This window comes from Sphingomonas sp. Leaf21 (genome assembly GCF_916858675.1).
Lineage (GTDB): Bacteria > Pseudomonadota > Alphaproteobacteria > Sphingomonadales > Sphingomonadaceae > Sphingomonas.
Window position 1 is genome coordinate 58,612 of record NZ_CAKASM010000016.1, and the last position, 25,074, is coordinate 83,685.

Annotated in this window: 17 protein-coding genes; 9 read left to right on the top strand and 8 right to left on the bottom strand. The window is 66.9% G+C overall.

Going from position 1 to position 25,074, the window contains the following annotated elements; translation table 11 throughout:
- Positions 1-32 precede the first annotated feature (32 nt).
- The 7 genes from ptsP (at position 33) to LRP66_RS12745 (ending at position 9,866) form a co-directional block, all read left to right on the top strand.
- Complete coding sequence (gene ptsP / locus LRP66_RS12715; protein ID WP_230482974.1) at positions 33-2,483, top strand: phosphoenolpyruvate--protein phosphotransferase; 2,451 nt, start codon at positions 33-35, stop codon at positions 2,481-2,483.
- Entirely contained in the window at positions 2,480-4,204 is a 1,725-nt protein-coding gene (nagE, locus tag LRP66_RS12720) for an N-acetylglucosamine-specific PTS transporter subunit IIBC (protein WP_230482975.1), read from the top strand. The genes ptsP and nagE overlap by 4 nt, the downstream gene beginning before the upstream one ends.
- A 109-nt stretch (positions 4,205-4,313) precedes the next feature.
- Complete coding sequence (locus LRP66_RS12725; protein ID WP_443026695.1) at positions 4,314-5,108, top strand: IclR family transcriptional regulator; 795 nt, start codon at positions 4,314-4,316, stop codon at positions 5,106-5,108.
- 153 nt (positions 5,109-5,261) lie between these two features.
- On the top strand, positions 5,262-6,347 hold the full coding sequence (locus tag LRP66_RS12730) for a DUF475 domain-containing protein (RefSeq protein ID WP_230482989.1): 1,086 nt from the start codon (positions 5,262-5,264) through the stop codon (positions 6,345-6,347).
- A gap of 174 nt (positions 6,348-6,521) precedes the next feature.
- The gene (locus LRP66_RS12735) at positions 6,522-7,214 is read left to right on the top strand and encodes a Crp/Fnr family transcriptional regulator (RefSeq protein WP_230482977.1); all 693 of its coding nucleotides are present in this window, start codon (positions 6,522-6,524) and stop codon (positions 7,212-7,214) included.
- Positions 7,211-7,399, top strand: a complete 189-nt coding sequence (locus LRP66_RS12740; protein WP_230482978.1) for a hypothetical protein — start codon at positions 7,211-7,213, stop codon at positions 7,397-7,399. The genes LRP66_RS12735 and LRP66_RS12740 overlap by 4 nt, the downstream gene beginning before the upstream one ends.
- 388 nt (positions 7,400-7,787) lie before the next feature.
- Entirely contained in the window at positions 7,788-9,866 is a 2,079-nt protein-coding gene (locus LRP66_RS12745; protein WP_230482979.1) for a M3 family metallopeptidase, read from the top strand.
- A 144-nt stretch (positions 9,867-10,010) separates the two neighbouring features.
- Here LRP66_RS12745 and LRP66_RS12750 read toward each other — a convergent pair whose 3' ends face one another.
- The 5 genes from LRP66_RS12750 to LRP66_RS12770 all read right to left on the bottom strand — a co-directional run bounded on the left by LRP66_RS12750 (position 10,011) and on the right by LRP66_RS12770 (position 19,854).
- Positions 10,011-12,101: a glycoside hydrolase family 97 protein gene (locus LRP66_RS12750; protein WP_230482980.1), complete on the bottom strand. Its 2,091-nt coding sequence runs from the start codon at positions 12,099-12,101 to the stop codon at positions 10,011-10,013.
- A complete protein-coding gene (locus LRP66_RS12755; protein ID WP_230482981.1) occupies positions 12,098-13,711 on the bottom strand; it encodes an alpha-glucosidase in 1,614 nt (537 codons plus the stop codon). The genes LRP66_RS12750 and LRP66_RS12755 overlap by 4 nt, the downstream gene beginning before the upstream one ends.
- Positions 13,711-15,504 (bottom strand): alpha-amylase family glycosyl hydrolase, encoded by a 1,794-nt coding sequence (locus tag LRP66_RS12760; RefSeq protein WP_230482982.1) that lies wholly within the window; start codon positions 15,502-15,504, stop codon positions 13,711-13,713. Before LRP66_RS12760 ends, LRP66_RS12755 begins: the two co-directional genes overlap by 1 nt.
- Positions 15,501-17,027, bottom strand: a complete 1,527-nt coding sequence (locus LRP66_RS12765; RefSeq protein ID WP_230482983.1) for a tryptophan halogenase family protein — start codon at positions 17,025-17,027, stop codon at positions 15,501-15,503. Before LRP66_RS12765 ends, LRP66_RS12760 begins: the two co-directional genes overlap by 4 nt.
- A 61-nt stretch (positions 17,028-17,088) precedes the next feature.
- Positions 17,089-19,854 carry a TonB-dependent receptor gene (locus tag LRP66_RS12770; RefSeq protein ID WP_230482984.1) on the bottom strand — a complete coding sequence of 922 codons (2,766 nt, stop codon included), beginning with the start codon at positions 19,852-19,854 and terminating at the stop codon, positions 17,089-17,091.
- 204 nt (positions 19,855-20,058) lie between these two features.
- Between LRP66_RS12770 and LRP66_RS12775 the strand changes: the two genes are divergently transcribed.
- Together LRP66_RS12775 and LRP66_RS12780 are read left to right on the top strand one after the other, a co-directional pair.
- The gene (locus LRP66_RS12775; protein ID WP_230482985.1) at positions 20,059-21,090 is read left to right on the top strand and encodes a LacI family DNA-binding transcriptional regulator; all 1,032 of its coding nucleotides are present in this window, start codon (positions 20,059-20,061) and stop codon (positions 21,088-21,090) included.
- A 32-nt stretch (positions 21,091-21,122) separates the two neighbouring features.
- Positions 21,123-22,604 carry an MFS transporter gene (locus tag LRP66_RS12780; RefSeq protein WP_230482986.1) on the top strand — a complete coding sequence of 494 codons (1,482 nt, stop codon included), beginning with the start codon at positions 21,123-21,125 and terminating at the stop codon, positions 22,602-22,604.
- A 90-nt stretch (positions 22,605-22,694) separates the two neighbouring features.
- On the opposite strand, the gene LRP66_RS12785 is transcribed toward LRP66_RS12780, so the two are convergent.
- The 3 genes from LRP66_RS12785 to LRP66_RS12795 form a co-directional block, all read right to left on the bottom strand.
- Positions 22,695-23,993 carry a sensor histidine kinase gene (locus LRP66_RS12785; protein WP_230482990.1) on the bottom strand — a complete coding sequence of 433 codons (1,299 nt, stop codon included), beginning with the start codon at positions 23,991-23,993 and terminating at the stop codon, positions 22,695-22,697.
- A gap of 49 nt (positions 23,994-24,042) precedes the next feature.
- Complete coding sequence (locus tag LRP66_RS12790; protein ID WP_230482987.1) at positions 24,043-24,762, bottom strand: response regulator; 720 nt, start codon at positions 24,760-24,762, stop codon at positions 24,043-24,045.
- Between the two features lie 77 nt (positions 24,763-24,839).
- A partial coding sequence (locus LRP66_RS12795; protein ID WP_268992460.1) for an EF-hand domain-containing protein occupies positions 24,840-25,074 on the bottom strand: 235 nt, incomplete at its 5' end.

Sequence of the window (25,074 nt, forward strand, 5' to 3'; positions counted from 1 at the left end):
TGAAGGATGCGATTTGGCGAAAGTGACCTGTGATGAGTGACCTGACCGTATTTGCCCCTCTGGCGGGTTGGGTGACGCCGCTCGGCGACGTGCCGGACGCGGTTTTCGCCGAGAAGATGCTGGGTGACGGGATCGCGATCGATCCGGTGAACGACACGCTCTGCGCGCCCTGCGACGCGGTCGTGCTGACCGTGCATGAGGCGGGGCACGCGGTGACGCTGCGCAGCACCGATGGCTATGAACTCATCTGCCATATCGGCATCGACACCGTGTCGCTGGGCGGCAAGGGACTGACGCCGCAAGTGAAGGCGGGCGCGAAGGTGCTGGCGGGGCAGCCGCTGATCCGCTTCGACCTCGATCATCTGGTCCGGAACGCGCCCGCCGTGGTGACGCCGATCATCGTCGCGGACGCCAGCCGTTTCGCGGTCGAGCCCATCGCCAATGGGCTGGTCGCGGTCGGCGACCCGCTGCTCCGCGTGGTGCCGCTGGCCATCGACGCCGTCGAGCATGATGCCGGTGGCGAGACGCTCGTCCAGGAGACCGTCGTCGCGCTGTCGCATGGCCTCCACGCCCGTCCCGCCGCCCGGCTGGTCGAGACGGTGCGGCAGCATGATGCGAAGGTCACGCTGTTCCACGGCGAGCGCAACGCCTCGGCACTGAGCGCGGTCGGCCTGCTCGGCCTGGGGCTGAGCCACGGCGCGACGGTGCGGATCGAGGCGAGCGGGACACAGGCCGCCGCCGCGCTGGCCGCCGTCATCGCCTTCCTGAACGATGCCACGGTGGAGGAAACGCCGATCGCCGCGCCCGAACCCGCGCGTGCGGAAGGGCCGGGGCTGGGCGGTGTTCCCGCCGCGCCGGGGCTGGCGGTCGGTCCGATCCATCGCCTGACCCGTGCGGCGATTCCGGTCGAGACGAATGCGGGATCGGTGGAGGACGAGATCGCCAGGCTGAACGACGCGCTCTCGCGGGTCCGTGACGGACTGGCACAGGCGGCGGAAGCGGGCGGCGCGCGAGGCGGCGTGATGGCGGCGCACGGCGCGATGCTGGCCGACCCCACGCTCACCGACGCGGCACGCGCCGCCATCGGCCGGGGCCTGAGCGCCGGTGTCGCGTGGCAGGAGGCGATCGCTGAACAGGTGGCGGTCCTCGTTTCCAGCGGCGACCGGCGGATCGCCGAGCGTGCCGACGATCTGCGCGATCTGGAACGCCATGTCCTCGCCGCACTCGCCGGGCTTCCGATCGAGGGGCCGAGCGTCCCGGCGGGCGCGATCCTCGTCGCCGAGGACTTGCTGCCAAGCCAGGTCGCCGCGCTGGATGCCGGCGTCGTCGCCGGCATCGCGCTGGTGAAGGGCGGGCCGACTTCGCACGCCGCGATCCTGGCGGCGGGCATGGGACTGCCCATGGCGGTGGCCTTCGGCGCACCACTGGCGGCTCTGGAGGATGGTCGCGTGATCGTTCTCGATGCCGATCGCGGGCTGATCGATCCCGATGCCGATGGCGACGCGCAAGCCGAAGTCCGCGATACCATCGCCCGTCGAAAGGATGAGATCACGGCGGCCCGTGCCGCGCAGGGGCCCTGCAGGACGCGCGACGGCACGCGTATCGAGATGTTCGCCAATCTGGGCTCGGTCGCCGATGCCGAGGCAGCCGTTCGGGAAGGGGCCGAGGGTTGCGGCCTGCTGCGTACCGAATTCCTGTTCCTCGACCGCGCCACCGCGCCGACCCGCGACGAGCAGGCCAGGGATTACCAGGCGATCGCCGACGCGCTCGGCGACCGGCCGATGATCGTCCGCCTGCTGGACGTCGGCGGCGACAAGCCCGCGCCCTATATGGATCTGCCCGTCGAGGAGAACCCGGCGCTGGGCCTGCGCGGTATCCGCGTATCGCTCGCCGATCCGCAACTGCTGGAGGATCAGGTCGGGGCGATCCTGTCGGTGCGCCAGCCCTGCCGCATCATGGCGCCGATGGTTGCCAGCCTGTCCGAACTGGAGGCGGTCCGCGCGGTCGTAGAACGGCAGGGCGGCAGGGCCGAGGTCGGCGTGATGATCGAGACGCCCGCCGCCGCGATCTCCGCCGATATCCTGGCACGCAAGGCGGACTTCTTCTCGATCGGGACCAACGACCTGACCCAATATACGCTGGCCATGGATCGCGGCAACGCGGCGGTGGCGGCGGGGGTCGACGGGCTCCATCCGGCGGTGCTGCGGCTGATCGGCGCGACCTGTGACGGGGCGGCGCGGCATTCGACGCCGGTCGGCGTGTGCGGCTCGCTGGCGGCCGACCGACTGGCGGTGCCGATTTTGCTGGGGCTGGGCGTGACCGAATTGTCGGTGCCGCCCGCGCGCGTCGCCGCGATCAAGGCGCTGGTCGGCAAGCTCGACATGGCGCGCTGCCGCGCCGCCGCGATGCAGGCGGTCGCCCTGCCATCGGCACCCGCGGTTCGTGCCCATATCACCAAGTTGCTTCAGGAGATCGGCGCATGAGTTCGCCCATGGCCTCGCTTCAATCGCTCGGACGGGCGTTGATGCTGCCCATCGCGGTCCTGCCGGTGGCGGGATTGCTGCTGCGCCTCGGCCAGGCGGACATGCTGAACATCGCCTTCATGGCGAATGCGGGCAATGCGATCTTCGACAATCTGGGGCTGTTGTTCGCGGTCGGCGTCGCCACCGCGTTCGCGCGTGACGGCAATGGTGCGGCGGCGCTGGCGGGGATCACCTGTTACCTCGTCACCATCAAGGGGGCCGAGACGCTGGTCGTGCCGCCCGCCGGAACCGGCGCCGGACTGGCCAAGGATATTGCCGCGACCGTCGAGGCGGCCTGGCGAACCAAGTCGGTCCATAAGTTCGACGTGCCGGTCGGCATCGTCGCCGGATTGATCGGCGGCAGTTCCTACAACCGGTTCGCGACGATCAAGATGCCGGAATATCTGGCGTTCTTCGGCGGTCGCCGCTTCGTGCCGATCATCTCCGGGATCACCGGACTGGGGCTGGCGGCGTTGCTGGGTCTGTCCTTCGGGCCGATCAATGCCGGGATCGACGGGCTGAGCCAGGGCGTCGTGCAGGCCGGGGGACTGGGGCTGTTCGCGTTCGGCGTGCTCAACCGGCTGTTGATCGTCACCGGTCTCCACCACATCCTGAACACCGTCGCCTATTTCGTCGTCGGCGATTTCCACGGCAAGACGGGCGACCTGAACCGCTTCTTTGCGGGCGACCCGACAGCGGGCGCGTTCATGAGCGGTTTCTTCCCGGTCATGATGTTCGGCCTGCCCGCCGCCTGCCTGGCCATGTATCACGAGGCCCTGCCCGCGCGTAAGAAGGCGGTCGGCGGCATGTTGTTCAGCCTGGCGCTGATGTCGTTCCTGACCGGCGTGACCGAGCCGATCGAGTTCAGCTTCATGTTCCTGGCGCCGGTCCTCTACGCCTTCCACGCCATTCTTACCGGCGTGTCGGAAGCGTTGATGAACGCGCTCGGCGTCCGGCTCGGCTATACCTTCTCGGCGGGGCTGTTCGATTACGTCATCAATTTCGGCAAGGCGACCAAACCCCTGCTGCTGATCCCGGTCGGCGCCGTCTATGCGCTGCTCTATTATGCGGTGTTCCGCTTCGCGATCCGCCGCTGGAACCTGCAGACGCCGGGGCGCGAACCCGACGACGCCGAAGGCGAACTGGTCGAGAGTGGCGCGGCGCCGGTCGAGGGCGGTCGTGGCGCAAGCTTCGTCGCCGCCATGGGTGGCAGCACCAATCTGACCGAGGTCGCGGCCTGCACCACGCGCCTCCGCCTGATCGTCGCCGACCCCGCCAAGGTCGACGAGCCCGGCCTGAAGCGGCTGGGCGCGCGGGGAATCCTGCGTCCGTCCGCCAATGGCGTGCAGGTGGTGCTGGGCCCGGTCGCGGATACCGTCGCGATGGAAATGCGGGCCGCGATCGAGAGCGGCCCGATCGCCGGGTCGGCGGCATCGGTCCGCGCCGTGCCCGTCGCCACCGCGCCGACACCGTCGTCCGCAACCGACCCGTCGCAGGTCACCCTGCCGGATGCGCTGGCCAAGGCGCTGGGCGGGCGCGATAATTTAACCTCGATCGCGCACTATGCCGGACGCTGGCGCATCGAATTGAAGGATACGGATCGCGTCGCGACCGAACTTCCGCCGGGCGCGCGCGCAATCGCGCGGGTGGGCGGAAATGTCGTCCATCTGCTGGAAGGTTAAAAGATCGAAATTCGAGGTTAATGATGTTGCGACGCGTCAACCAATCGGGGTAAGTCGGACGGGTTCCATAAAGTACGATTACGGTTCTTCGTCGTCGGGTCGCAACGGAGTGAATTGCTTGATCACGGACATGGTCGACGGCGCTGACGACAAGCGGCTCTATCGCGCGCCGGCACTGGAAAAGGGCCTCGACATCCTCGAGCTGCTGTCGGCGGAAGACAGCCCGCTGACGATGAGCGCGATCGTCAACCGGCTGGGCCGTTCGACCGGCGAGCTGTTCCGGATGATCCAGGTCCTCGAACATCGCGGTTATGTGACGCAGGGGCCCGACGGCTATGTCATGACCTCGCGGCTGTTCCACCTCGGTTTGAAGCGGCCGCCGGTGCGCAGCCTGATGGAGCAGGCGCTGCCCCTGATGCGGGGGCTGGCGGATCGCATCGGCCAGTCCTGCTATCTCGCCATCCCTTCGGGCGCGGCCTCGTCGGTAATCGCGCGGATGGAAGCGGATACGCTGCTCGGCTTCTCCGTCCGTGTCGGCTATCGCCGCGCCCTGCACGAGACGCCGTCGGGCGTGCTGCTCTATGCCTTCCAGCCCGAGGATACGCGCCACCAGTGGGAGACGCTGTTCGACCCGCCGCTGTCCGAAGCGGCGCTGGACGAACTGCGGGAGACGGCGAACGTGATGCGCGAACAGGGTTTTGCGCGCGCCGAGAGCAACGAACTGATCGGCATGGTCGAGCTTGCCGCGCCGATCATGCGCGGCACCCGCAGCAGCGCGGTGCTGACCGTTCCGTATGTCCGGATCGTCGATGCGTTGAGCAGCGAGGACGAGGCGCTGGCCGAATTGCGCCGCACCGCGCAGCAGATTTCGGACCAGCTTGTCGGCAACGACGTCCGCATCTGATCGACGCTTGTCGCGAGCACGCTTCGCGGCGATAGGGGCTCCATTCGATTGAACCATTGCCGCAGCCGGGGCTTTACAGTCCGGCTGCCGAGCCGCCACGCGCGTCACCGGTACGAAGGCGATGGACAGGTCAGCAACAGGGGGCCATGCGTGCTGCTGAAATATTATAAGGGTTCGTTCCTCTTTACCGCGCTGTGCCTCCTCGCCGCCGCGTGGCTGGGATTCGAGAGCACGGGCAGCGTCGGCGGCACGCTGGGCGTGTTGTGGATCGTCCTGGTTCTCGGCGTGCTCGAAGTGTCCCTGTCCTTCGACAATGCGGTCGTCAACGCGACGGTCCTGCGCGACATGGACGACAAGTGGCGGCACCGCTTCCTGACCTGGGGTATCCTGATCGCGGTGTTCGGGATGCGGATCGTCTTCCCGCTCGCGATCGTCGCGATCGCCGCGCATCTTGGCCCCGTCGAGGCGGTGAAGCTCGCCGCCGGTGACCCGGTTCGCTACGAACAGATCATCACCTCCGCGCATGTCGGGATTTCGGGCTTCGGCGGCAGCTTCCTGGCGATGGTCGGCCTGAACTTCTTCCTCGACGAGGAAAAGGACGACCACTGGATCGGCTGGATCGAGCGCCCGCTGGCCGCGATGCGCAAGATCTCCGGGCTGGCGACCGGCATCGTCCTGCTCGCGCTGTACGGTATCGGTCAGTTCATTCCGGCGGACGAGGCGATGACCTTCCTGACCGCGGGGATCTTCGGGTTGCTCACCTATATCGTCGTCCATGCGATCGGCGTGATCCTGGAGGGCGATGGCGACGCGGTCGCGGGCGCGGCGGCGCGTTCGGGCTTTGCGGCCTTCCTGTATCTCGAGGTGCTCGACGCCAGCTTCTCGTTCGACGGGGTGATCGGCGCCTTCGCATTGTCCAACAACCTGTTCATCATCGCGCTGGGCCTCGGCATCGGGGCGATGTTCGTCCGATCGATGACGATCATGCTGGTCGATAAGGGGACGCTGACCCAGTATCGCTATCTCGAGCATGGCGCGTTCTATGCCATCGTCGCCCTGGCGGCGATCATGCTGCTGTCGGTGCGTTTCCACATCCCGGAGACGATCACCGGCCTGATCGGCGCGACGCTGATCGGGCTGTCCTTCTGGGCTTCGGTTCGCAGCAATCGGAAGCACCCCGAGCAGACCCTGGACGAGGCATTGCCGGTCCGCGCCTCGGGGCAGCCGGTGGGCGAGTGATCGCGACGCTGGCGTGACGGAACCCTTTGCCCCGGCCGGGGATTAGCTTTCCGTTACCACGGGAGGGATCGCGCCATGTCGGTGTCCGCCATCGATACGCTGAGACAGCCAAGGCCGAGTTCGGATCGCCCCTTGCTGACGGGTCTATTCCTGAAGGAGCGAGGGCGGGACGCGATGACGCCCGACGATATCGCGACGCTGGAGAACAGCGTCGACGAGGTTCGCGCGGTCCCGGCCAGGACGATCGTCATCCGCCGTGATGAGCGCGTCCGGTACAGCAGCCTCCTGCTCGAAGGCGTGATGTGCCGGTATATGGACGACCGCCAGGGCAACCGGCAGATCGTGGCGTTTCACGTCCCCGGCGACTTCGTCGACCTCCATGGCTTCGCGATGCGCTATCTCGACCATGACGTCGCGACCCTCACCCCGACCAAGGTCGCCCTGGTCGGTCATGACCGGCTGGAGCAGATCGTCGCGCATCGCCCGCGCCTGACGCGGCTTTTATGGTTTTCGACGCTGCTCGACGCGGCGATGCACCGGGAATGGGTCTTCCGGCTCGGGCGGCTCGAGGCCGATGGGCGCGTGGCGCATCTCTTCTGCGAGCTTCATGCCCGGCTGGCGATGGTCGACCTGGTGCGTGACGGCATCTTCCGCTTTCCGGTGACCCAGATCGATATCGCCGAGGCGGCGGGCGTGACCCCGGTCCATCTCAATCGCGTCCTTCGCTCGCTGCGAGAGCGGGGACTCATGACTTTTCGGGCAGGCGAAGTGCATATATTGGATATCGCTGCGTTGACCGCGCTTGCCGATTTCGATCCCGGCTATCTGTACGGTGGCGGGCCGACGCTGGACGGTGCCAAGCCATGAAGCCCCATTCGACCGGATCGCATGTCCATGACGACGCGGGATTGGCGACGGCGGAACAGGGGATCGTCATGCTCGACGGACCCAATGGCGTGGCGATATCGATGACGCCCGCCGCCGCCCGCGCGACGGGCGAGGGGCTGGTCGCCGCCGCCAAGGTGGCCGAGACGCAGCGACCCAAGCATTAGGGCGGATCGACATTCACCTATGCCTGTCCTTCCCTCGCCCCTCGTAGAGGGGAGAGGGTTGCGCAGACTTGGTCTTTGCGTAGCAAAGGCCTAGTCGGAGCTGGGTGAGGGGTGAAGCGCTCGAAGAGCGCGCGAGCCGAAGGCTCGCTCAACCCCTCACCCAAGCTGCGCTAGCCAGCACGCTGGCAAGCTTCGCTAACCCTCTCCCCTGTCCAGGGGAGAGGGGGAGAATAAGCTGAATGTCGATCCGGCCTAGGGACCGGCGGCCGGGCCGGACTTTACCTGATTGCTCCCAGGCTTATGGTGATGACGCGTCTTTCATGACCGGGAGTTCATTTTGCGTCATCTGTCCCTCGCCGCGCTTGCGGTTCTCATGAGTTCATCCGCCATGTCCGCCCCGCCGCAGGCGGCCCAATCCGCCGCCGCCAACCCGTTGCTCAGCCCCTGGACCGGCCCCTATGGCGGCGTACCCCCCTGGGACAAGGTGAAGCCCGACCTCTTCCCGGCGGCCTTCACGGCGGCGCTGGCCGAGCGTCGCGCCGATTATGAGCGGATCGCCAACGATCCCGCCAAGCCGAGCTTCGCCAACACCTTCGTGCCGATGCAGAATGCCGGGCAGTCGCTGAACCGCGTGATGACGATGTTCGGCGTGATGACCGGCAACATGAACAACCCGGCCTATCAGGCGCTGGACCGCGAGTGGTCGCCCAGGCTGGCCAAGGCGTCGGACGAGATCACCTTCAACCCGAAGCTGTTCGCGCGGATCGAGGCGATCTACAAGGCGCGGGATAGCAGCGGCCTCGACGCGCAGCAGAAGCGGCTGGTGACCCGCACCTATGACAGTTTCGTGCGACAGGGGGCCAAGCTGACGGCCGCGCAGAAGCAGCAACTGTCCGAATATAATCAGCAGCCTGCAGTGGCCTTTTCGGAATTCTCGCAAAAGCTGCTCGCCGACGAGGGCAAGGCGATCACGGTCACCGACGAGGCCCGCCTCGCAGGACTGCCCGACAGCGTCAAGGCGGTGGCCAAGGCGGCGGCGGTCGAGCGCGGACAGCCGGGCTGGGCGATCGTCAATACGCGCTCGGCGGTCGACCCGGTGCTGACCTTCGGGACCGACCGTGCGCTTCGCGAACAGGTCTGGCGCGCGTTCGTCAGCCGCGGCGACAATGGCGACGCCAATGACACCAAGGCGACGATCGCGCGGATCGTGAAGCTTCGCGCGGACCGCGCGCACCTGCTGGGGTTCAAGACCCATGCCGACTGGCGGATGCAGGACACGATGGCCAAGACCCCGGCGGCCGCGACCGACCTGATGATGCGCGTCTGGCCCGCCGCCAAGGCGCGCGTCGCCGAGGAGGTCCGCGACATGCAGGCGATCGCCGACGCGTCTGCCGCCAGGGGGGAAGGGGCCAGGATCACCATCGAGCCCTGGGACTATCGCTTCTATCAGGAGAAGGTCCGCAAGAGCCGCTACGACCTCGATCAGGCCGAGCTGAAACCCTATTTCGAGCTGAACAACATCATCCAGGGTTCGCTCTATGCCGCGAACCGGCTTTATGGCCTGGAGTTCAAGGAGATCACCGGCACGGTGCCGGTGTTCGAGCCCAACATGCGCGTCTGGCACGTCACGCGGAACGGCAGGGAAGTCGGCCTGTTCTATCGCGACGACTTCGCGCGGACGGGCAAGCGCTCGGGCGCCTGGGCGAACACCTATCGCGGCCAGCGTAACCTGGCGCCGGCGCAGAATGTCCTGTCGTCGAACAACAACAACTTCACCAGGGGCGCGAAGGGCGAACCCGTCCTCATCAGCCTGGACGACGCCGAGACGCTGTTCCACGAATTCGGCCACGCCATCCATGCGATGTTGCAGAACGTCACCTATCCGGGGCTGGCGGGCACGCCGCGCGACTTCGTCGAATATCCCAGCCAGGTGAACGAGCATTGGCTGCTGACCCGCGACGTGCTGGATAAGTACGCCCGCCACTACAAGACCGGCCAGCCCATGCCACAGGCGCTGCTCGACAAGATCAAGGCGTCGGAGACCTTCAACCAGGGGTTCGCGACGACCGAATATCTGTCCTCGGCAATCGTCGACATGAAGCTGCACACCATCCCGGACGGCGTGGTCGATCCCGCGGCGTTCGAGGCGGCGACCCTGCGCGAGATCGGGATGCCCAGGGAGCTGGTGATGCGGCACCGCCTGCCGCAGTTCAATCACCTCTTCTCGTCGGACAGCTATTCGGCGGGCTACTATAGCTATCTCTGGTCGGAGACGATGGACGCCGACACCTTCGCCGCGTTCGAGGAAGCGGGGAGCCCCTGGGACAAGGCGACGGCGGATCGCTTCGCGCGGATCCTGTTGTCGACGGGGAACGAAACCGACCGGGCGGAGGCCTACCGCGCGTTCCGGGGCCGCGACCCGGACGTCAACGCGCTGCTGAAACAGCGGGGTTTTCCGACGAAGTAACCCATTCCTCCCTGCGCGAAGCGCGGGGAGGGGGACCGCGCCCGAAGGGCGTGGTGGAGGGGCGTGGCCGGTCCGTCGCGCCCCTCCACCATCGCTGGCGCGATGGTCCCCCTCCCCAAGCAGAGCTTGGGGAGGAATTGAGGGTTACAGAGCCTTCAGCCGGATCGCCTGGCCGCCGCCGGGGGCCAGCGACAGCGTCAGCGTGTCGCCCTTCTTCACCCGCCGGGTTTCGAACGCGATCGAATGGCGCGCATCGGTCGCATAGGTCGCCCCGGGGCCGTCCTTGTAGACCTGCGCCTCATACGCCTTGCCGGGCTCCAGGAAGTCGAGCGTGACGGTCAGGTCGCGGGGGTTCTCGTCGGTGATCGAGCCGATATACCAGTCGCGGCTCTTCCGATCCCGCCGCGCGAAGGTGACGTAATCGCCGACCTCGCCGTTCAGCACGCGGCTGTCCTCCCAATCCACCGGCACGTCCGCGATGAAGCGGAAGGCCTGCGGGTATTTCGCGTAATTCTCCGGCGTGTCCGCCGCCATCTGCACCGGCGAATAGAGGACCACATAGAGCGCGAGCTGCTTGGCGATGGTCGACTGGATCGGGCTGTCGTCGCTGCCGGTCAGGCTCAGCACGCCGGGCGTGAAGTCCATCGGGCCTTCCAGCATCCGGGTGAAGGCCAGGTTCGCCTCATGCTCGGGCGGGTTCTTGCCCGCCCAGGCGTTATATTCCATCCCGCGCGAGCCCTCGCGCGCCAGCCAGTTGGGATAGGTGCGGCGCAGGCCGGTGTCCTTGACCGGCTCATGGCTGTCGATCGAGACCTTGTATTTGGCGGCGGCGGCCAGGACGCGGAGATGATGGTTCACCATCCACTGGCCCTCATGCCACTCGCGCGATACCGAGCCATCGGGGTTCACGCGCTCGATCTGTCCGGCATCGGCGACATAGCCGGTCTTGACGACATGCTCGCCATGATCGGCGGCGAACTTGAAGGCGGGGTCGAACTGGCTCTCATAATGGCTGACCGCGCCACCCGTCTCGTGATGGCCGATCAGCGAGACGCCCTTGGACCTGGCATATTTGGCGAGATAGTCCGCGTCGAAATCCTCCGCCGGGGTCGCGAACTGCATCGCCGAGCCATTGCCCGCCCAGTCGCCGTCCCAGCCGATATTCCACCCCTCGACCAGCACGCCGGGGATGCCGTATCTGGCGGCGAAATCGATATAGGTCTTCACATTGGCGGTGGTCGCCCCGTGACGGGGGCCGCGCGCCCAGCTCCAGTCGCCCTTGATCATCTTCCACCAGACGCCGACGAACTTGCCCGGCTTCACCCACGTCACGTCGCCCAGCTTGTTGGGCTCGTTCAGGTTGAGCATCAGATGGCTCATATAGAGCCCGCCCGCGTCGGGTGCGATCAGGAAGGTCCGCCAGGGCGTCGTCCACGCGCCGGTCTTCACCACCTTGGGCGCGCCCGAGCCGGGGGTGAGGACGGCCTTGAAGCTGTTCCCCTCGGTCTTCATGACCGCCATGCTGGCATAGTCGACCAACGCCGCCTCATGGATGGCGACATGGGTGCCGTCGTCCAGCTTCATCGTGATCGGCGTCGCCGCCGTGCCCACCGCCGCGATGGGCGTGCGGTTGTAGAGATATTCCTCGCGGTTCCACAGGAAGGCGGGTTTCCACCAGGCGGTGCCGCCCTGCGCGATGTTGAACTCGGTCAGCTCCTCGGCGATGTTCGCCTTGGGCATCGCCTGCTGCTCGGGAAATTCGTAGCGGAAGCCGACGCCGTCATCCTGCACCCGGAACACCACGTCGTAGCGGCGGTGGAGCGCACTCGATTCCATCAGGCGGACGCGCATCTCGCGGTGATTGTCGCGGATGGTGCGCCATTCGCCCCAGGGCTGGGTCCAGCTCGTGTCGGCCTTGGCGTGGCTGACCGCCTCGATCTTCATGCCCCGCTCGATCTTGGGCGCGTCGGTGAACATCATGCCCAGGCGAGACGGCGCGACGATCGCGTTGCCGTTTCGCGCGATCATATAGACCGCGCGGCCGTCATTGTCGGTCGACACCTGCACGGTGATCTGCCCGTTGGGCGAAGTCTCGATGGCGTCGGGCTGTCCGGCGGGCTTGGCGAACTTGAACGTCTCGTTGACCGCCGGATCGGCGGGGCCGTTCTGGGCGGATGCCGCGCTGGCGATCAGGGCGCCTGCGAGAAGGGGGCCGATGGCGATAGTCGTCTTCATGCAGTCATCTCCCGGATCGCCGCCCCGAACGCGCCCAGGCGTTCGTCGGTGGCGCTATTGACGTGGACCAGCGTGCGTCCGCCGCGCGGCAGGGCGGGGGGCACGGGCATGGGCGTGTCGCCCAGATTGAACAGGCACAGCAGGCGCTGAGTCCCCTCGCGCCGCTCGAAGGCGAGCAGTTGCTCGTGGGCATGAAGCAGCGTCAGGTCGCCGATCGCCAGCGCGGGCGTCGCACGACGAAGCCCGACCAGGTGACGGGTAAGGTTGAGCAGCGAGTCCGGATCACCCTCCTGCCGATTGACGGCCAGCGCGGCATGATCGGGGCCGGTGGGGAGCCAGGGTTCGGCATCCGAGAAGCCGCCATTGGGTGCATTGCTGCTCCATGGCATCGGCGTGCGCACGCCGTCGCGCGACAGCGTCAGTGGCCAATTGGCGATGGCTTCGGGATCGACCAGCCGCTCGAACGGCACGTCGACCTGGGTCAGCCCCAGTTCCTCGCCCTGATAGAGAAAGGCATTGCCGCGAAGCGCCAGCAGCAGCAGCATCTTCATCCGCGCGAAGGCCTCGCGATGCTCCGGCATCGTCCAGCGCGACACGGCGCGCGGCGCGTCATGGTTCTCGAACGCCCAGCTCGGCCAGCCCATTCCCGGTTCGGCGGGCCATTTCGCCACCGCTTCGGCGACGATGCGCGGGGTCAGCCGGTCGGCATAGAGGAAGTCGAAGCCATAGGCCGTGTTCAACCGGTGCTCGCCCGCCGTGAACAGCTTCATCTCGCGCTCGGCCTCGTCACCGCCGACCTCGGCCACGGTGAAACGCTCGCCATATTCGTCCAGCGTGGCGCGGATCCGTTCGAGGAAGGGGACGATATCGGCGTGGCTCTGGTTGTAGAGCTTTACCTGGAAGTCGAACGGGCGGGTCCGTGTCTTGCCGGTGTCGGGCGCGGGCGGATTATCGCGGAAGCTCGGCTCGTGCATCATGAAGTTGATCGCATCGAGACGGAAGCCGTCGACGCCGCGATCGAGCCAGAACCGCGCGGTCGCCAGCAACTCCGCCTGTACGTCCGGATGATGGACGTGGAGCTGCGGCTGCTCCTTCAGGAAGTTGTGCAGATAATATTGCCCGCGCCGCGCGTCCCAGGTCCAGGCGGGACCGCCGAACACCGATTGCCAGTTCGACGGCGGCGAACCGTCGGGCTTGGCGTCGGCCCAGACATACCAGTCGGCACGGGCATTGGTGCGGCTGGCCCGGCTTTCGGTGAACCAGGGATGCTCGTCGGAGGTGTGGCTATAGACCTGATCGATGACGACCTTCAGCCCGAGCCGGTGTGCCCGCGCGACCAGCGCGTCGAAATCGGCGAGCGTCCCGAAGATCGGGTCGACATCGCGGTAATCGGCGACGTCATAGCCGAAATCCTTCATCGGCGAGGTGAAGAAGGGCGACAGCCAGATCGCATCGACGCCCAGGCTCGCGACGTGATCCAGCCGCGCGGTGATGCCGGGCAGGTCGCCGATGCCGTCGCCATTGCTGTCGGCGAAGCTGCGGGGATAGATCTGGTAGATCACCGCGCCCTTCCACCAGGGGCGGGGGGCGGTGGGAACGCTCTGGGTCATCAACGGCTCTCCGCCGCGCAGACGGCATAGCCGAAGGCGGGCAATTCCAACATCAGGCTGCCGGGCGCGGCCGCGGTGGGGGCGCATGTTCCGGCAAGGGTGGCGAAGCGCTGCGACCCCGTTTCGACCTGCACCGCCTGCACGATCGGCCTGGTCGAGGTGTTGAACGCGATCAGATATTCGCGACCCGTGGCGGGATCGAAGCGTGACACCGCGAACAGCCCCGGCGCATCGCCACGCGCACGGATCACCTGTCGACCGCGCGTGAGGGCCGGGTTGGCGACGCGCAGCCGCGCGAGCGTCGCGATCTCGCGGTAGAGCGGATGGCTGGTCACGAAGCTGTCGGTCGCGGTGGTCTTGGTGGTGCCGACCAGCCTGTTGTCGTTGTAGCTGGCGACCTTGCTCGCGAACATGTCCTCTCGCGCGTCCTGGTCGTTGCCGTCGCCCGCGAAACCCTGTTCGTCACCCGAATAGATGGTCGGCACGCCGCGCAGGGTCAGCAGCATGGCGTGGCCGAGTTCGACGCGCTTGCGTATCTCGTCATCCGAGGCATCGGGGTTCGCCACCCGAACGTCGTGCGCGAAGCGGCCATGATCGTGATTGCCGAGGAACGTCGGCAGGATGTCCGCCGTCGCCTCCTCCCTGGCATAGAGCACGTCGCCTTCGAACAGGCTGGAGAGGACCCGTGTCGGCCTGTTCTCCGCGACCGTCTGGATCACCGCGTTCATGAAGGCGAAGTCGAGGACCGCCGGATAGGCGGCGATCTTGGTCCAGCGCGCGAGATAGCCGGGCTCCATCCCCGCCGTCACCTCGCCGAAGATGTGGAAGTTCGGAATCCCCTTCGCCTTCGCGCGCTCGAGCATCGCGGGGACGAAGCTGCGCCAGAATTCCGGATTCACATGCTTGGCGGTGTCGATGCGATAGCCGTCGATGCCGAACCGGTCGATCCAGCTCCCATAGATGTCGATCATGCCCGCGATGACGCGCGGATTCTCGGTATAGAGGTCGTCCAGCCCCGAAAAGTCGCCGGTGGTCGAGCTTTCGTCCTCGAAGGTCGTGTTGCCGCGATTGTGGTAGTAGATCGGGTCGTTGAGCCAGGCCGGGGTCTTGGCGTTCTTCTCGCGCGCCGGGACATAGGGCGTGTAGGCGTAATCGGGATCGGTCAGATGCGCGAAGTTCGCCGCCGTCTGCACGTCGTCGCCGAGGAATCCGGAATTGATCGCCTTGCCGCCGACGCCGCCCTGCCGCTGATAGGGATAGGTCGCGCGATCGCGATAGGGGCAGGCCGAGCCCTCGCCGCATTCACGATACTGGATCACGTCCGCCGTGTGGTTGACGATGATGTCCATATAGACCTTCATCCCTCGCGCATGTGCCGCGTCGACGAAGGCGTGGAGATCGGCCTCGGTCCCCAGGTGCGGGTCGACGGTGGTGAAGTCGGTGATCCAGTAACCGTGATAGCCAGCGCTCTCCTGGCCCTTGGCCCCCTGAACAGGCTTGTTCTTGAAGATCGGCCCCAGCCAGATCGCTGTCGCGCCCAGCCCCTGGATATAGTCGAGCCGCCTGGTCAGCCCCTTCAGGTCGCCGCCATGATAGAAGCCCTTGTGCGTCGGATCGAAACCGGTGGTCAGCGGGCCGCCCTTCAACCCGCCGCGATCATTGGCGGTGTCGCCATTCTCGAACCGGTCGGGCAGGACGAAATAGATGACCTCGTCCTGCGGCAGTCGCTGGCGATAATCCTGCGCCGCCACCGGCGTGGCGGTGGCCAATAGGGCGAGCAACAGCGCTTTCATGCAAAAACCTTCTGGTCGGGCGCGGCGCAATGCGCGGCGAGGAAGGCGTCGTGCGTCGGCAGCCGCGCGGCCACCTGCGCGGCGTGACGCCGGGTGAGGCTGAGGAAGTCGTGGAGCTCATCCGCCGACAGCGCATCCGCGAGCGCATGATGTCCGGCTGGCAGGATGCCCTGGCCGATCATGACCTGCACCCAGCCGGGTTCGGCGAAGAGTTCGTCGCCGTCGCGACGGAAGCGGCCATTGGCACGGAACAGCGCGATCCGCGCCGCGAGACTATCGGGCAACGGCACCGCGCGGCGCTCCGTCCAGAAGGGCTCGGTGCGCGCATTGGCGTGATAGTGGAGGATCAGGAAGTCGCGGATGGCGAGCCATTCGGCCGCCGTCTCGCGATTATAGGCGTCGATCTCGACCGGCTGTGGGGTGGCGCCGGGCCAATAGTCGAGCAGCCGGGCGATACCCGACTGGATCAGATGGATGCTGGTCGACTCCAGCGGTTCGAGGAAACCCGCCGCCAGCCCGAGCGCGACGCAATTGCCGACCCAGGCGCGGGCGCGCCGTCCGGTGGTGAAGCGGAGCAGGCGCGGTTCGCCCGCCGCCTCGCCGTTCAGCGCGGTGAGCAGGCGGTCGGCGGCTTCGTCGTCGGAGAGGTGGTGGCTGTCATAGACCAGTCCGTTACCGGTCCGGTGCTGCAGCGGAATGCGCCAGCGCCAGCCCGCGCCGTGCGCGATCGCGCGGGTATAGGGGGGCAGGGGCGCGATCCGCTCGCCCGCCACCGCCAGCGCGCGGTCGCAGGGCAGCAGCCCGGACCAGTCGTCGAACGGCTCGGCCAGCGTCTCGCCGATCAGCAGTGCGCGGAAGCCCGTGCAATCGATGAAGAGGTCGCCGACATGGGCCGCGCCGCCCTCCAGCACGACATGATCGATCCGCGCCGTCGCATCACGCGCGACCGACGCGATCCGCCCCTCCACTCGCACCACGCCCATGGCTTCCGCCTGGCGGCGGAGCAACGCGGCATAGAGGCTGGCATCGAAATGATAGGCCCAGGCGAGACCGCTGGGCAGATCGGGACGGCCGGGATCGGGCGCGAAGCGGCCGCTCATCGCGGCCTGCGCGCTCGCCATATGGCCCCAGAGCGAGGCCGGGTTCGCCGCGCCGCCGCCACGCAGCCAATATTGATGAAAGGGGACCAGCCCCAGGCCACGGCCGATGCTGCCAAAGGCGTGGAGATAGCCGCTGCCCTCTCCCGACCAGCCTTCGAACCGGATGCCGAGCTTGAAGCTGCCATTCGTCGCGCGCAGGAACTCGGCTTCGTCGAGGCCCAGCATCTGGTTGAACAGCCGGATGCCGGGGATCGTCGCCTCCCCCACGCCGACCGTGCCGATCGCATCGGATTCGATCAGCGTGATGTGGTGGGCGGACGGCAGGAACCGGGCGAGCGCCGCCGCCGCCATCCATCCGGCGGTGCCGCCGCCGACGACCACGACCCGGCGGGCGATGGGATCTGCGGAGGGGGCGGCGTCCATGCGGCGTCTCACATTCGGGTATCCCGCGCCGGAAGAGAGGAACCGGCGCGGAATAGGGGCATCAGAAGCGATAGGTAAACCCGGCGAGGAACCGGCGACCATAGCTTTGATAGTCGATCACCTCGTCGCGGCGACCGCCATTGGTGGTGACGAACGGGGTGTCGGTCAGGTTCTGGCCCTGCAGGAAGATCGACAGGCCCTTGAAGGTGCCTTCCTGGAAGTCATAGCCGATCTGGCCGTCGATGATCGTCTCGTCGATGGCGCGGCGGCGGACGCGGTTGGCCCCGAAGCCCGACAGCTCACCCACGAAGGTCGAGCGGTAGCGAACCGAACCACGGACGTTCAGACCCCATTTCTCGAAGAAGGCGGTGCCGTTCGCCACCCAGCGCGAATAGCCCGGAATGTCCTCGGGATCGCCGCCGGGGGTCGGCGTGATCTCGGTCTTGGTATAGGATCCGCCGCCGGTCAGGCCGAAGCCGTCGAGGAAGCCGACCACCTGACCCAGGGGCAGCGTGCCCGCCAGCTCGACGCCGTAGATCGAGCCGCCGGTGCCGTTGATCGGCCGGGTGATCCGCCCCTGAAGCGGGATGCCGATCGGCAGCGAGGCCGGAAGCGGTAGGCCGGTATAGTCGTAAGGCTGCTCAAGATTGTAAACGAAGCTCTTGAGATCCTTGTAGAAGCCCTGCGCCGCCAGATAGCCCCGCGTGCCGAAATACTTCTCGATCGTCACGTCATAGGAGTTGGACCGGATCGGGCGGAGATAGGGGTTGCCGCCATTGCCCGAGATGATCCCCTGCGCCGTGTCGAAGCCGTAGGAGAGCGCGACGCGCATGTCGTCGAAGCGCGGGCGCATCATCTGGCGCGCCGCGGCGACGCGGAACACCCAGTCGCTGGGCAGGCGAAGCGACAGGTTGGCGCTGGGCAGGATGTCCCAGTAATTGGCGCCCTGCACGATCGGGTCGAAGCTGGTGCCGTTATAGACCAGCCCGCGCGACTTCTGCTCGGTGCCGACCGCCTGGACGCCGATATTGCCGGTCAGTTCCGCCGCGCCGAGCTGGGCCCGCAGATCGGTCTGCAGATAGGCGGTCATCAGATGCTCGGTGGTCGTATAGGCCTTGGCCGGTACGTCCGGGCTGGTGTTGGGGGTCAGCGTGTAGACGCCGCCCGCGAGCAGCGCGCGCGGATCATAGCTGAGCATCGGCCCAAGACCCAGATAGGTCAGGTCGGTCGGCGTCTGGCGATATTGCTGCGGCAGCGCCTGGATCTGTGCGCCGTTCGCCAGCGTCACGAACGCCTCGTTGGGCGCGAGCGACTTGGAATGGTCGGTGTAGTTCAGGCCGAAGCGGATCGCATGGACGATGGGCGTTTCCAGCTCGCGCTCGATCTCGACGCGGTACTGCTTGATCTCGTCGCGGACCTTGCGATCGTTGTAATAGCCCGCCTGGCGCGTCGTGCCGCCCCAGCCGAGCGGGTCGGTCAGCTGGATGAGGTTCGGGTCGGAATAGTTCAGCGTCGGCTTGAAGACGGTGCCCGTCCGGCCGGTGGTGAAGCCCAGCGTATCGGTCGCGCCATTGCCCTGGCCATAGCCGGTGCCGCTATAGGTTTCGAACGTCGTCTCGTCGCGATCGGTCTTCGAATAGCTGAGGTCGATGAACGCGCTCCAGCCGTCATCGCCCTTATACTTGCCGTTATAACCGAACGAATAGAGCTTGGCCTTGCGCTGGAACGCATCGTTGCGGACCACCCCCTCGACGCCGTTGAACGTGCCCGAGGTGACCAGGCCGTTATTGACCGTCGCATTGGTCAGCGACGGATTGGCGCCCCATTGCAGCGGCAGCTCGATGCCGCGCTTGATCTGGTCGTCGTTGAAGTCCGAATAGAAACCGTCGAGCGTGCTGGTGAAGGTGTCGCTCATCTTCCACTGCAGCGTGCCGGAAAGACCCAGTCGCTTGAGCGTGGTCGAGGTGACATAGGATTTGGACCCGCCGATCACATCGACCGGCTGGCCGCCGACCGTCGTCTGGGCATAGCCCCAGGCATTGCCTTCCTGGATCTGGTACGGTTCGTTGAGATAGCTGGCCGACAGCGCGATGCCGATCGTGTCGTCGGCGAACTGGTCGACATAGGTGGCCGATGCGCGGTAGCCGAAATCCTTCGAACCCGCATTCAGCTTGCCGATATCGGCATAGGTGCCGCGCGCACCGACCGAGAAGACGCGCTTCCCGTAATCGAGCGGACGAATGGTCTTCAGGTCGACGGTGCCCGACAGGCCCTGGCCGATCAGTCCGGCATTGGCGGTCTTGTAGATCAGGACTTGGTTGACGACTTCGGCGGGATACTGGTCATACTCGACCGCGCGATTGTCACCGGTCGAGGTCTGTTCGCGACCGTTGAGGAGCGTGGTCGAGAAATCGGGCGCGAAGCCGCGGATCGAGATCGCGTTGGAGCGACCGTTGACGCGCTGCGACGTGACGCCGGGCAGGCGGGCGATAGACTCCGCGATCGAGGCGTCGGGCAGCTTGCCGATATCCTCGGCCGAGACGGACTCGACGACGAGATCGCGGTTCTTCTTCTCGGCGACGGCGTTTTCCAGCGCGGCGCGGAAACCGGTGACGACGATGTCGCCGGGCTCGGACGTGGCCTGCGCATCCTGCGCCGCGGTGTCGGCGGCGGCGCCGTCATTGGGATTGGCGCTGGTCGTCGGTGCGGGCACGATGGCGACGCTCTGCGCAGAGACCGGCGCGGCGATGACCATGGCCAGCGTGCTGACCCCGAGCTTCAGGAACGAGCGCGCGGCATCGGCCGGCGCCACAGGGCGAACCGTCATGAAATCCCCTCCAGGAAACCCCGTTTTCTTTCGACGAACGGGTATGGTTGTTAAAGCTCCAATGAATTTTGCCGACAAAAAAGGAAATGAAGCCGCATACGTATTCAATGCGGCCATATCGGCCTGTTGCATTATTACGACAGAGCCTCTGCTTAACCTGTCACAGGAAAGCCGGTATGCAGGGGCGAGGAGGATGCCCTGATCTTGGTCGGCCAGCGAAAGCCCACATCATTCGATATCGCGCAGATGGCGGGCGTGTCGCAGCCGACGGTCAGCCGTGCGCTGCGTGGCAGCCCTTCGGTCAGCGCCGCCACCCGCGCGCGGATCGAGGCGATCGCCAAGACGCTGAACTACACGGTCGACCGCGCCGCCTCCAACCTGCGAAGCGGGCAGACGCGGACGCTGGCGCTGCTGCTCTTTCGCGATCCCTCACCGGGGCGGACGCTGATCAATCCGTTCTTCCTCGGGATGCTGGGCTCGATCATGGAAAGCTGCGCGGAGGTCGGTTACGACCTGCTCGTCTCGTTCCAGAACCCGACGAGCAACTGGCAGGCGGACTATGAGGACAGCCACCGCGCCGACGGGCTGATCCTGCTCGGTTATGGCGATTATGCCGATTACCGCGAGCAGCTCGATCAACTGGTGGCGCGCGGCACCCATTTCGTGCGCTGGGGCTCGGTCGCGCCGGGGCAGCCGGGCCTGACGATCGGCTGCGACAATCATGCGGGCGCGCTGGCCGCGACGCGGCACCTGGTGGCGCAGGGACGGAAGCGGATCGCGTTCCTGGGCGATGCGACCGACCATTATCCCGAATTCCACGACCGTTATCGCGGCTATCGCGACGCCCTGATCGAGGCGGATCTGGCCTGCGATCCCGCACTGCAGGTCGGCGCGATCTCCAGCGAGGAGGAGGGCGAGCGGGCCGCGCGGGCCTTGCTGGCGCGCGGCAAGCCCTTCGATGCGATCATGGCGGCGAGCGACCTGATCGCGCTCGCGGCGATGCGCGTGCTGGCGGAGGCGGGGCTGCGCGTGCCGGGCGACGTATCTCTGGTCGGGTTCGACGATATTCCGGCGGCGAGCTTCGCGCATCCGCCGCTCACCACCGTGGTACAGGACGCGGCGGCGGCGGGGCGGCTTCTGGTCCGCGCGCTGCTCGCCGAGATTTCGGGCAAGCCCCGCTTGGCCACCCTGCTGCCCGCCACGCTGGTCGTGCGCGGCTCCAGCATCCGGCCGTAAACAACAACGATAACAGAATATTGGGAGGGGTTATGGAGAAGCCGCGTCAGGGCTTTTGGGGGCTGTGGAACACCTCGTTCGGTTTTTTCGGCATCCAGATCGGCTTCGCCCTGCAAAACGCCAATGTCAGCCGCATCTTCCAGTCGCTGGGTACGGCCGAGAAGGATCTGGCGTTCCTGTGGATCGCGGCGCCCTTGACCGGGCTGCTCGTCCAGCCGGTGATCGGCCATTATAGCGACCGGACCTGGGGACGTTTCGGGCGGCGGCGACCCTATTTCCTGGCGGGGGCCGTACTCGCGACGCTGGCGCTGGTGGGGATGCCCAATGCGGGCGGTCTGCTCGCCGCCGCGATGCTGCTCTGGCTGCTCGACGCCTCGCTCAACATTTCGATGGAGCCGTTCCGCGCCTTTGTCGGCGACATGCTGCCCAGTCGCCAGCGGACGGCGGGCTATGCCTTCCAGACCGGGTTCATCGGCGCGGGCGCGGTACTCGGGTCGCTGGCACCGATGCTGCTGACCGACGTCTTCCACGTGGCCAATGTGGCGGGGCCGGGCGAGGTGCCGCCATCGGTCCGCTATGGCTTCTATATCGGCGCGGCGGCATTGTTCGTCGCGGTGCTGTGGACCGTGCTGACCACGCGCGAATATTCGCCGCAGCAGCTTGCCGCCTTCGCCGACAATGACGCGGGGCAGGTGACGCATGGCGACGCGGCGCCGCGCGACCGGATCGGCTCCGCGCCGGTCTGGATCGTCGCCGGCATCGCGATCGTCATCGCGGTCGGTGCGCTGGGACTCGACAAGCCGGTCTATCTGCTCGGCGGCGGCCTGATCGCGTTCGGGCTGGCGCAGATCGTCAGCGCGATGCTGGTGCGGGGCGGGAAGGGGCGTAACGCGCTCAGCCAGATCCTCGCCGATCTCGCCGCGATGCCGGATACGATGAAGCGGCTGGCGCTGGTCCAGTTCTTCACCTGGTCGGCGCTGTTCATCATGTGGATCTACACCACGCCGATCGTCGCGTTGCGCGTCTTCCACACCAGCGACGCATCGAGCGCGGCCTTCAACGAAGGGGCCAATTGGGTCGGCGTACTCTTCGCCGTCTATAGCGGGGTCGCCACCCTCTGGGCCTTTGTGCTGCCACCGCTGGCGCGCGCGATCGGGCGGCGCAATACCCATGTCGTCGGGTTGCTATGCGGCGCGATCGGGTTCGCGTGCTTCCTGGTGATCCGCGACGCCTGGTGGCTGCTGGGCGCGATGGTCTTCGTGGGCATCGCCTGGGCATCGATCCTGACCATGCCCTATGCGATCCTCTCGGCCGCGCTGCCCGCCGACAAGCTTGGCATCTATATGGGCCTGTTCAACATCTTCATCGTGCTGCCGCAGCTGATCGTGTCGTCGATCATGGGCGCGGTGGTAAGCCATTTCTTCCCCGACAATCTGGTCTGGGCGATGGCGATCGCGGCGGGGGTGATGGGACTGGCCGCTCTGGCGATGTTGCGCGTTGCCAGGGATGCCTGAGGCAATTCCTCCCCGCCACGGGGCGGTGGCAGGGCGTTAGCCCTGACGGAGGGGGCACGCGGGACGCCCTTTCCCCCATGCCGGGGAGGATCACCTGGGCAATGTGATCGTCGCCGCCAGCCCGCCTTCGGGCCGGTTGGTCAACCGGATATCGCCGCCCGCCTCGCGCACGATCGAACGGGCCAGCGCGAGGCCGAGGCCGATTCCGCCCGTGTCCCGATTGCGCGAGCTTTCCAGCCGGATGAAGGGATCGAACACCGCTTCCAACTGGTCGGGGGCGATGCCGGGCCCCTGGTCTGCCACGATGATCGCGATATGGTCGGGCTGCGGATCGATCCGGACGTCGGCGACATAGCCATATTTGACGGCATTCTCGATCAGGTTACGGACCGCGCGGCGCATCAGCGAGGGCCGCAGCTTCAGCCGCAGTCGTCCGCCTTCCTCGAAGGTGACGTCCTGCCCCAGGTCATGGAAATCGGCGACCACCGCATCGACCAGCGCGTTGAGATCGACGTCCGTCTCCATCTCGCTGGGTCGGCCGACGCGCGCGAGCGAGAGGATGTCCTCCAGCGTCTTGTTCATCTCGGCGATGGTGTCGGCCATGCGCAGCCGATCCTGATCGTCCTCGACCGACTCGATCCGCACGCGAAGCGCGGCGAGCGGGGTGCGCAGATCGTGCCCGATCGCCCCCAGCATCCGGTCCTTTTCCTCCAGCATCGCGCCGATCCGCAAGCGGAGCGCGTTGAACGCGGCGATGAGCGCGGAGACGTCGAGCGGACCCTGTTCGGGAATGGGCTCGCCCTTCTCGCGCGGGTCGAACCCCTCGGCTGCGCGGGTCAGGTCGCGCAAGGGCCGCGAAATGCGACGCCCGATCCACAGCACGGGCAACAGGATGATGCCATAGAGGATCAGCGTCTGTGCGATCAGCCGCCAGACCAGATACAGCCCGTCGCGCGGCCAGATCGACCGGGTGACCAGCCACCCGCCCGTCTTCTGCTGAACCGCGATCAGCAGTTCGTCGACGGGATGCTGGCGGCGGCGGTCGAAGCGGCGGCGCGGCCAGTCGAAATCCTCGGGATGGAACGGACGGACGCCGGTCAGGACGCGCACCACCGGATGCCCCGATTCGACGAGCCCCTCACGGATCAGCGTTTCGACCTCGGTCACGCGCGGCAGGCCGGGAGCGATCGGGTTGCTCGCCGCCCGGCGCACGCGGCCACGATCGGGCGGGGGCAGCCTGCCATTGGTCGAGCGCTCGATCGAGTCGTTCAGCCGGGCGATGGCGGGGCCCGAAATCTGTTCGAGCAGCAACGACCGCCGTTCGCGCAGCAACAGGGTGAAGCTGATCGCCTGTGCGACGAACAGCGCGATGGCGAGCAGCAGCGCCATCTGCGCCGCCAGCCGACGCGGCCACAGCCGGATCCTCAAAACCCGATCCTCACAGGCGCGTCACCTCCGCGGCGAGCGTATAACCGCCGCCCCAGACGGTCTTGATGATCTCGGGCGATTTGGGATCCGCCTCGATCTTGCGGCGCAGGCGACTGACCTGATTGTCGATCGCGCGGTCGAAGGCGGCGGCCTCTCTCCCCTGGGTCAGGTCGAGCAGCTGGTCGCGCGTCAGCACCTGGCGCGGGCGGCTGACCAGGGCGAGCAGGAGATTATACTCGCCCGTCGACAGCATCACCGACACGCCCTCGCGATCGACCAGCGACCGTTCGCCCGATTTCAGGACCCAGCCCGCAAAGGCATAGGATCCGCTGTCGGGCGCATGGAGCCGCGCGCCGCCCGCCTGGGTACGACGCAGGACCACCTTGGCACGGGTGGCGAGTTCGCGCGGCGAGAAGGGCTTCACGACATAATCGTCCGCGCCCATTTCCAGCCCGACGATGCGGTCGGTTTCCTCGGCGCGCGCGGTGAGCAGGATGACCGGCACCTCGCTGGCGGCCGCGATATGGCGGCACAGGCTGAGCCCGTCCTCGCCCGGCATCATGATGTCGAGGATGACGAGGTCGATGGCATAGGCGGCCATCCGCGTCCGCGCCGAGGCGGCATCGCCCGCCTGGGTCACGCGGAACCCCTGTTTGGTCAGATAGACGGCAAGCGGTTCGCGGATCGAGCGCTCGTCGTCGACGAGCAGCAGGTGCGGCGTGTCGGACATGGGGGAAGGGTCTAGCATGGCAGGCCAGGCTCGCAAGCGGGGCGACCGGCGGAAGGACCGGTCACCCCGCGAACGGCTCAGTCGTCCTGCGGGGGGGCAGGCTGAGTTCCGGGTGCCATGTCGCCCCGGCGGCGACCGCCGAAGCGGGGCGCGGCGGCGCGTTCGGTCGCGTCGATCTTGCCGTCATGATTGGTGTCGAGACGGTCGAACATTGCTACGGCACGGGCGCGATAGGCGTCGGCGGTGACGGGCTGCGGCGCGGGCCGGTCGGGCCGCGCGGCTCGGTCCGGGCGATCGCCGCCGCCCTGGCGA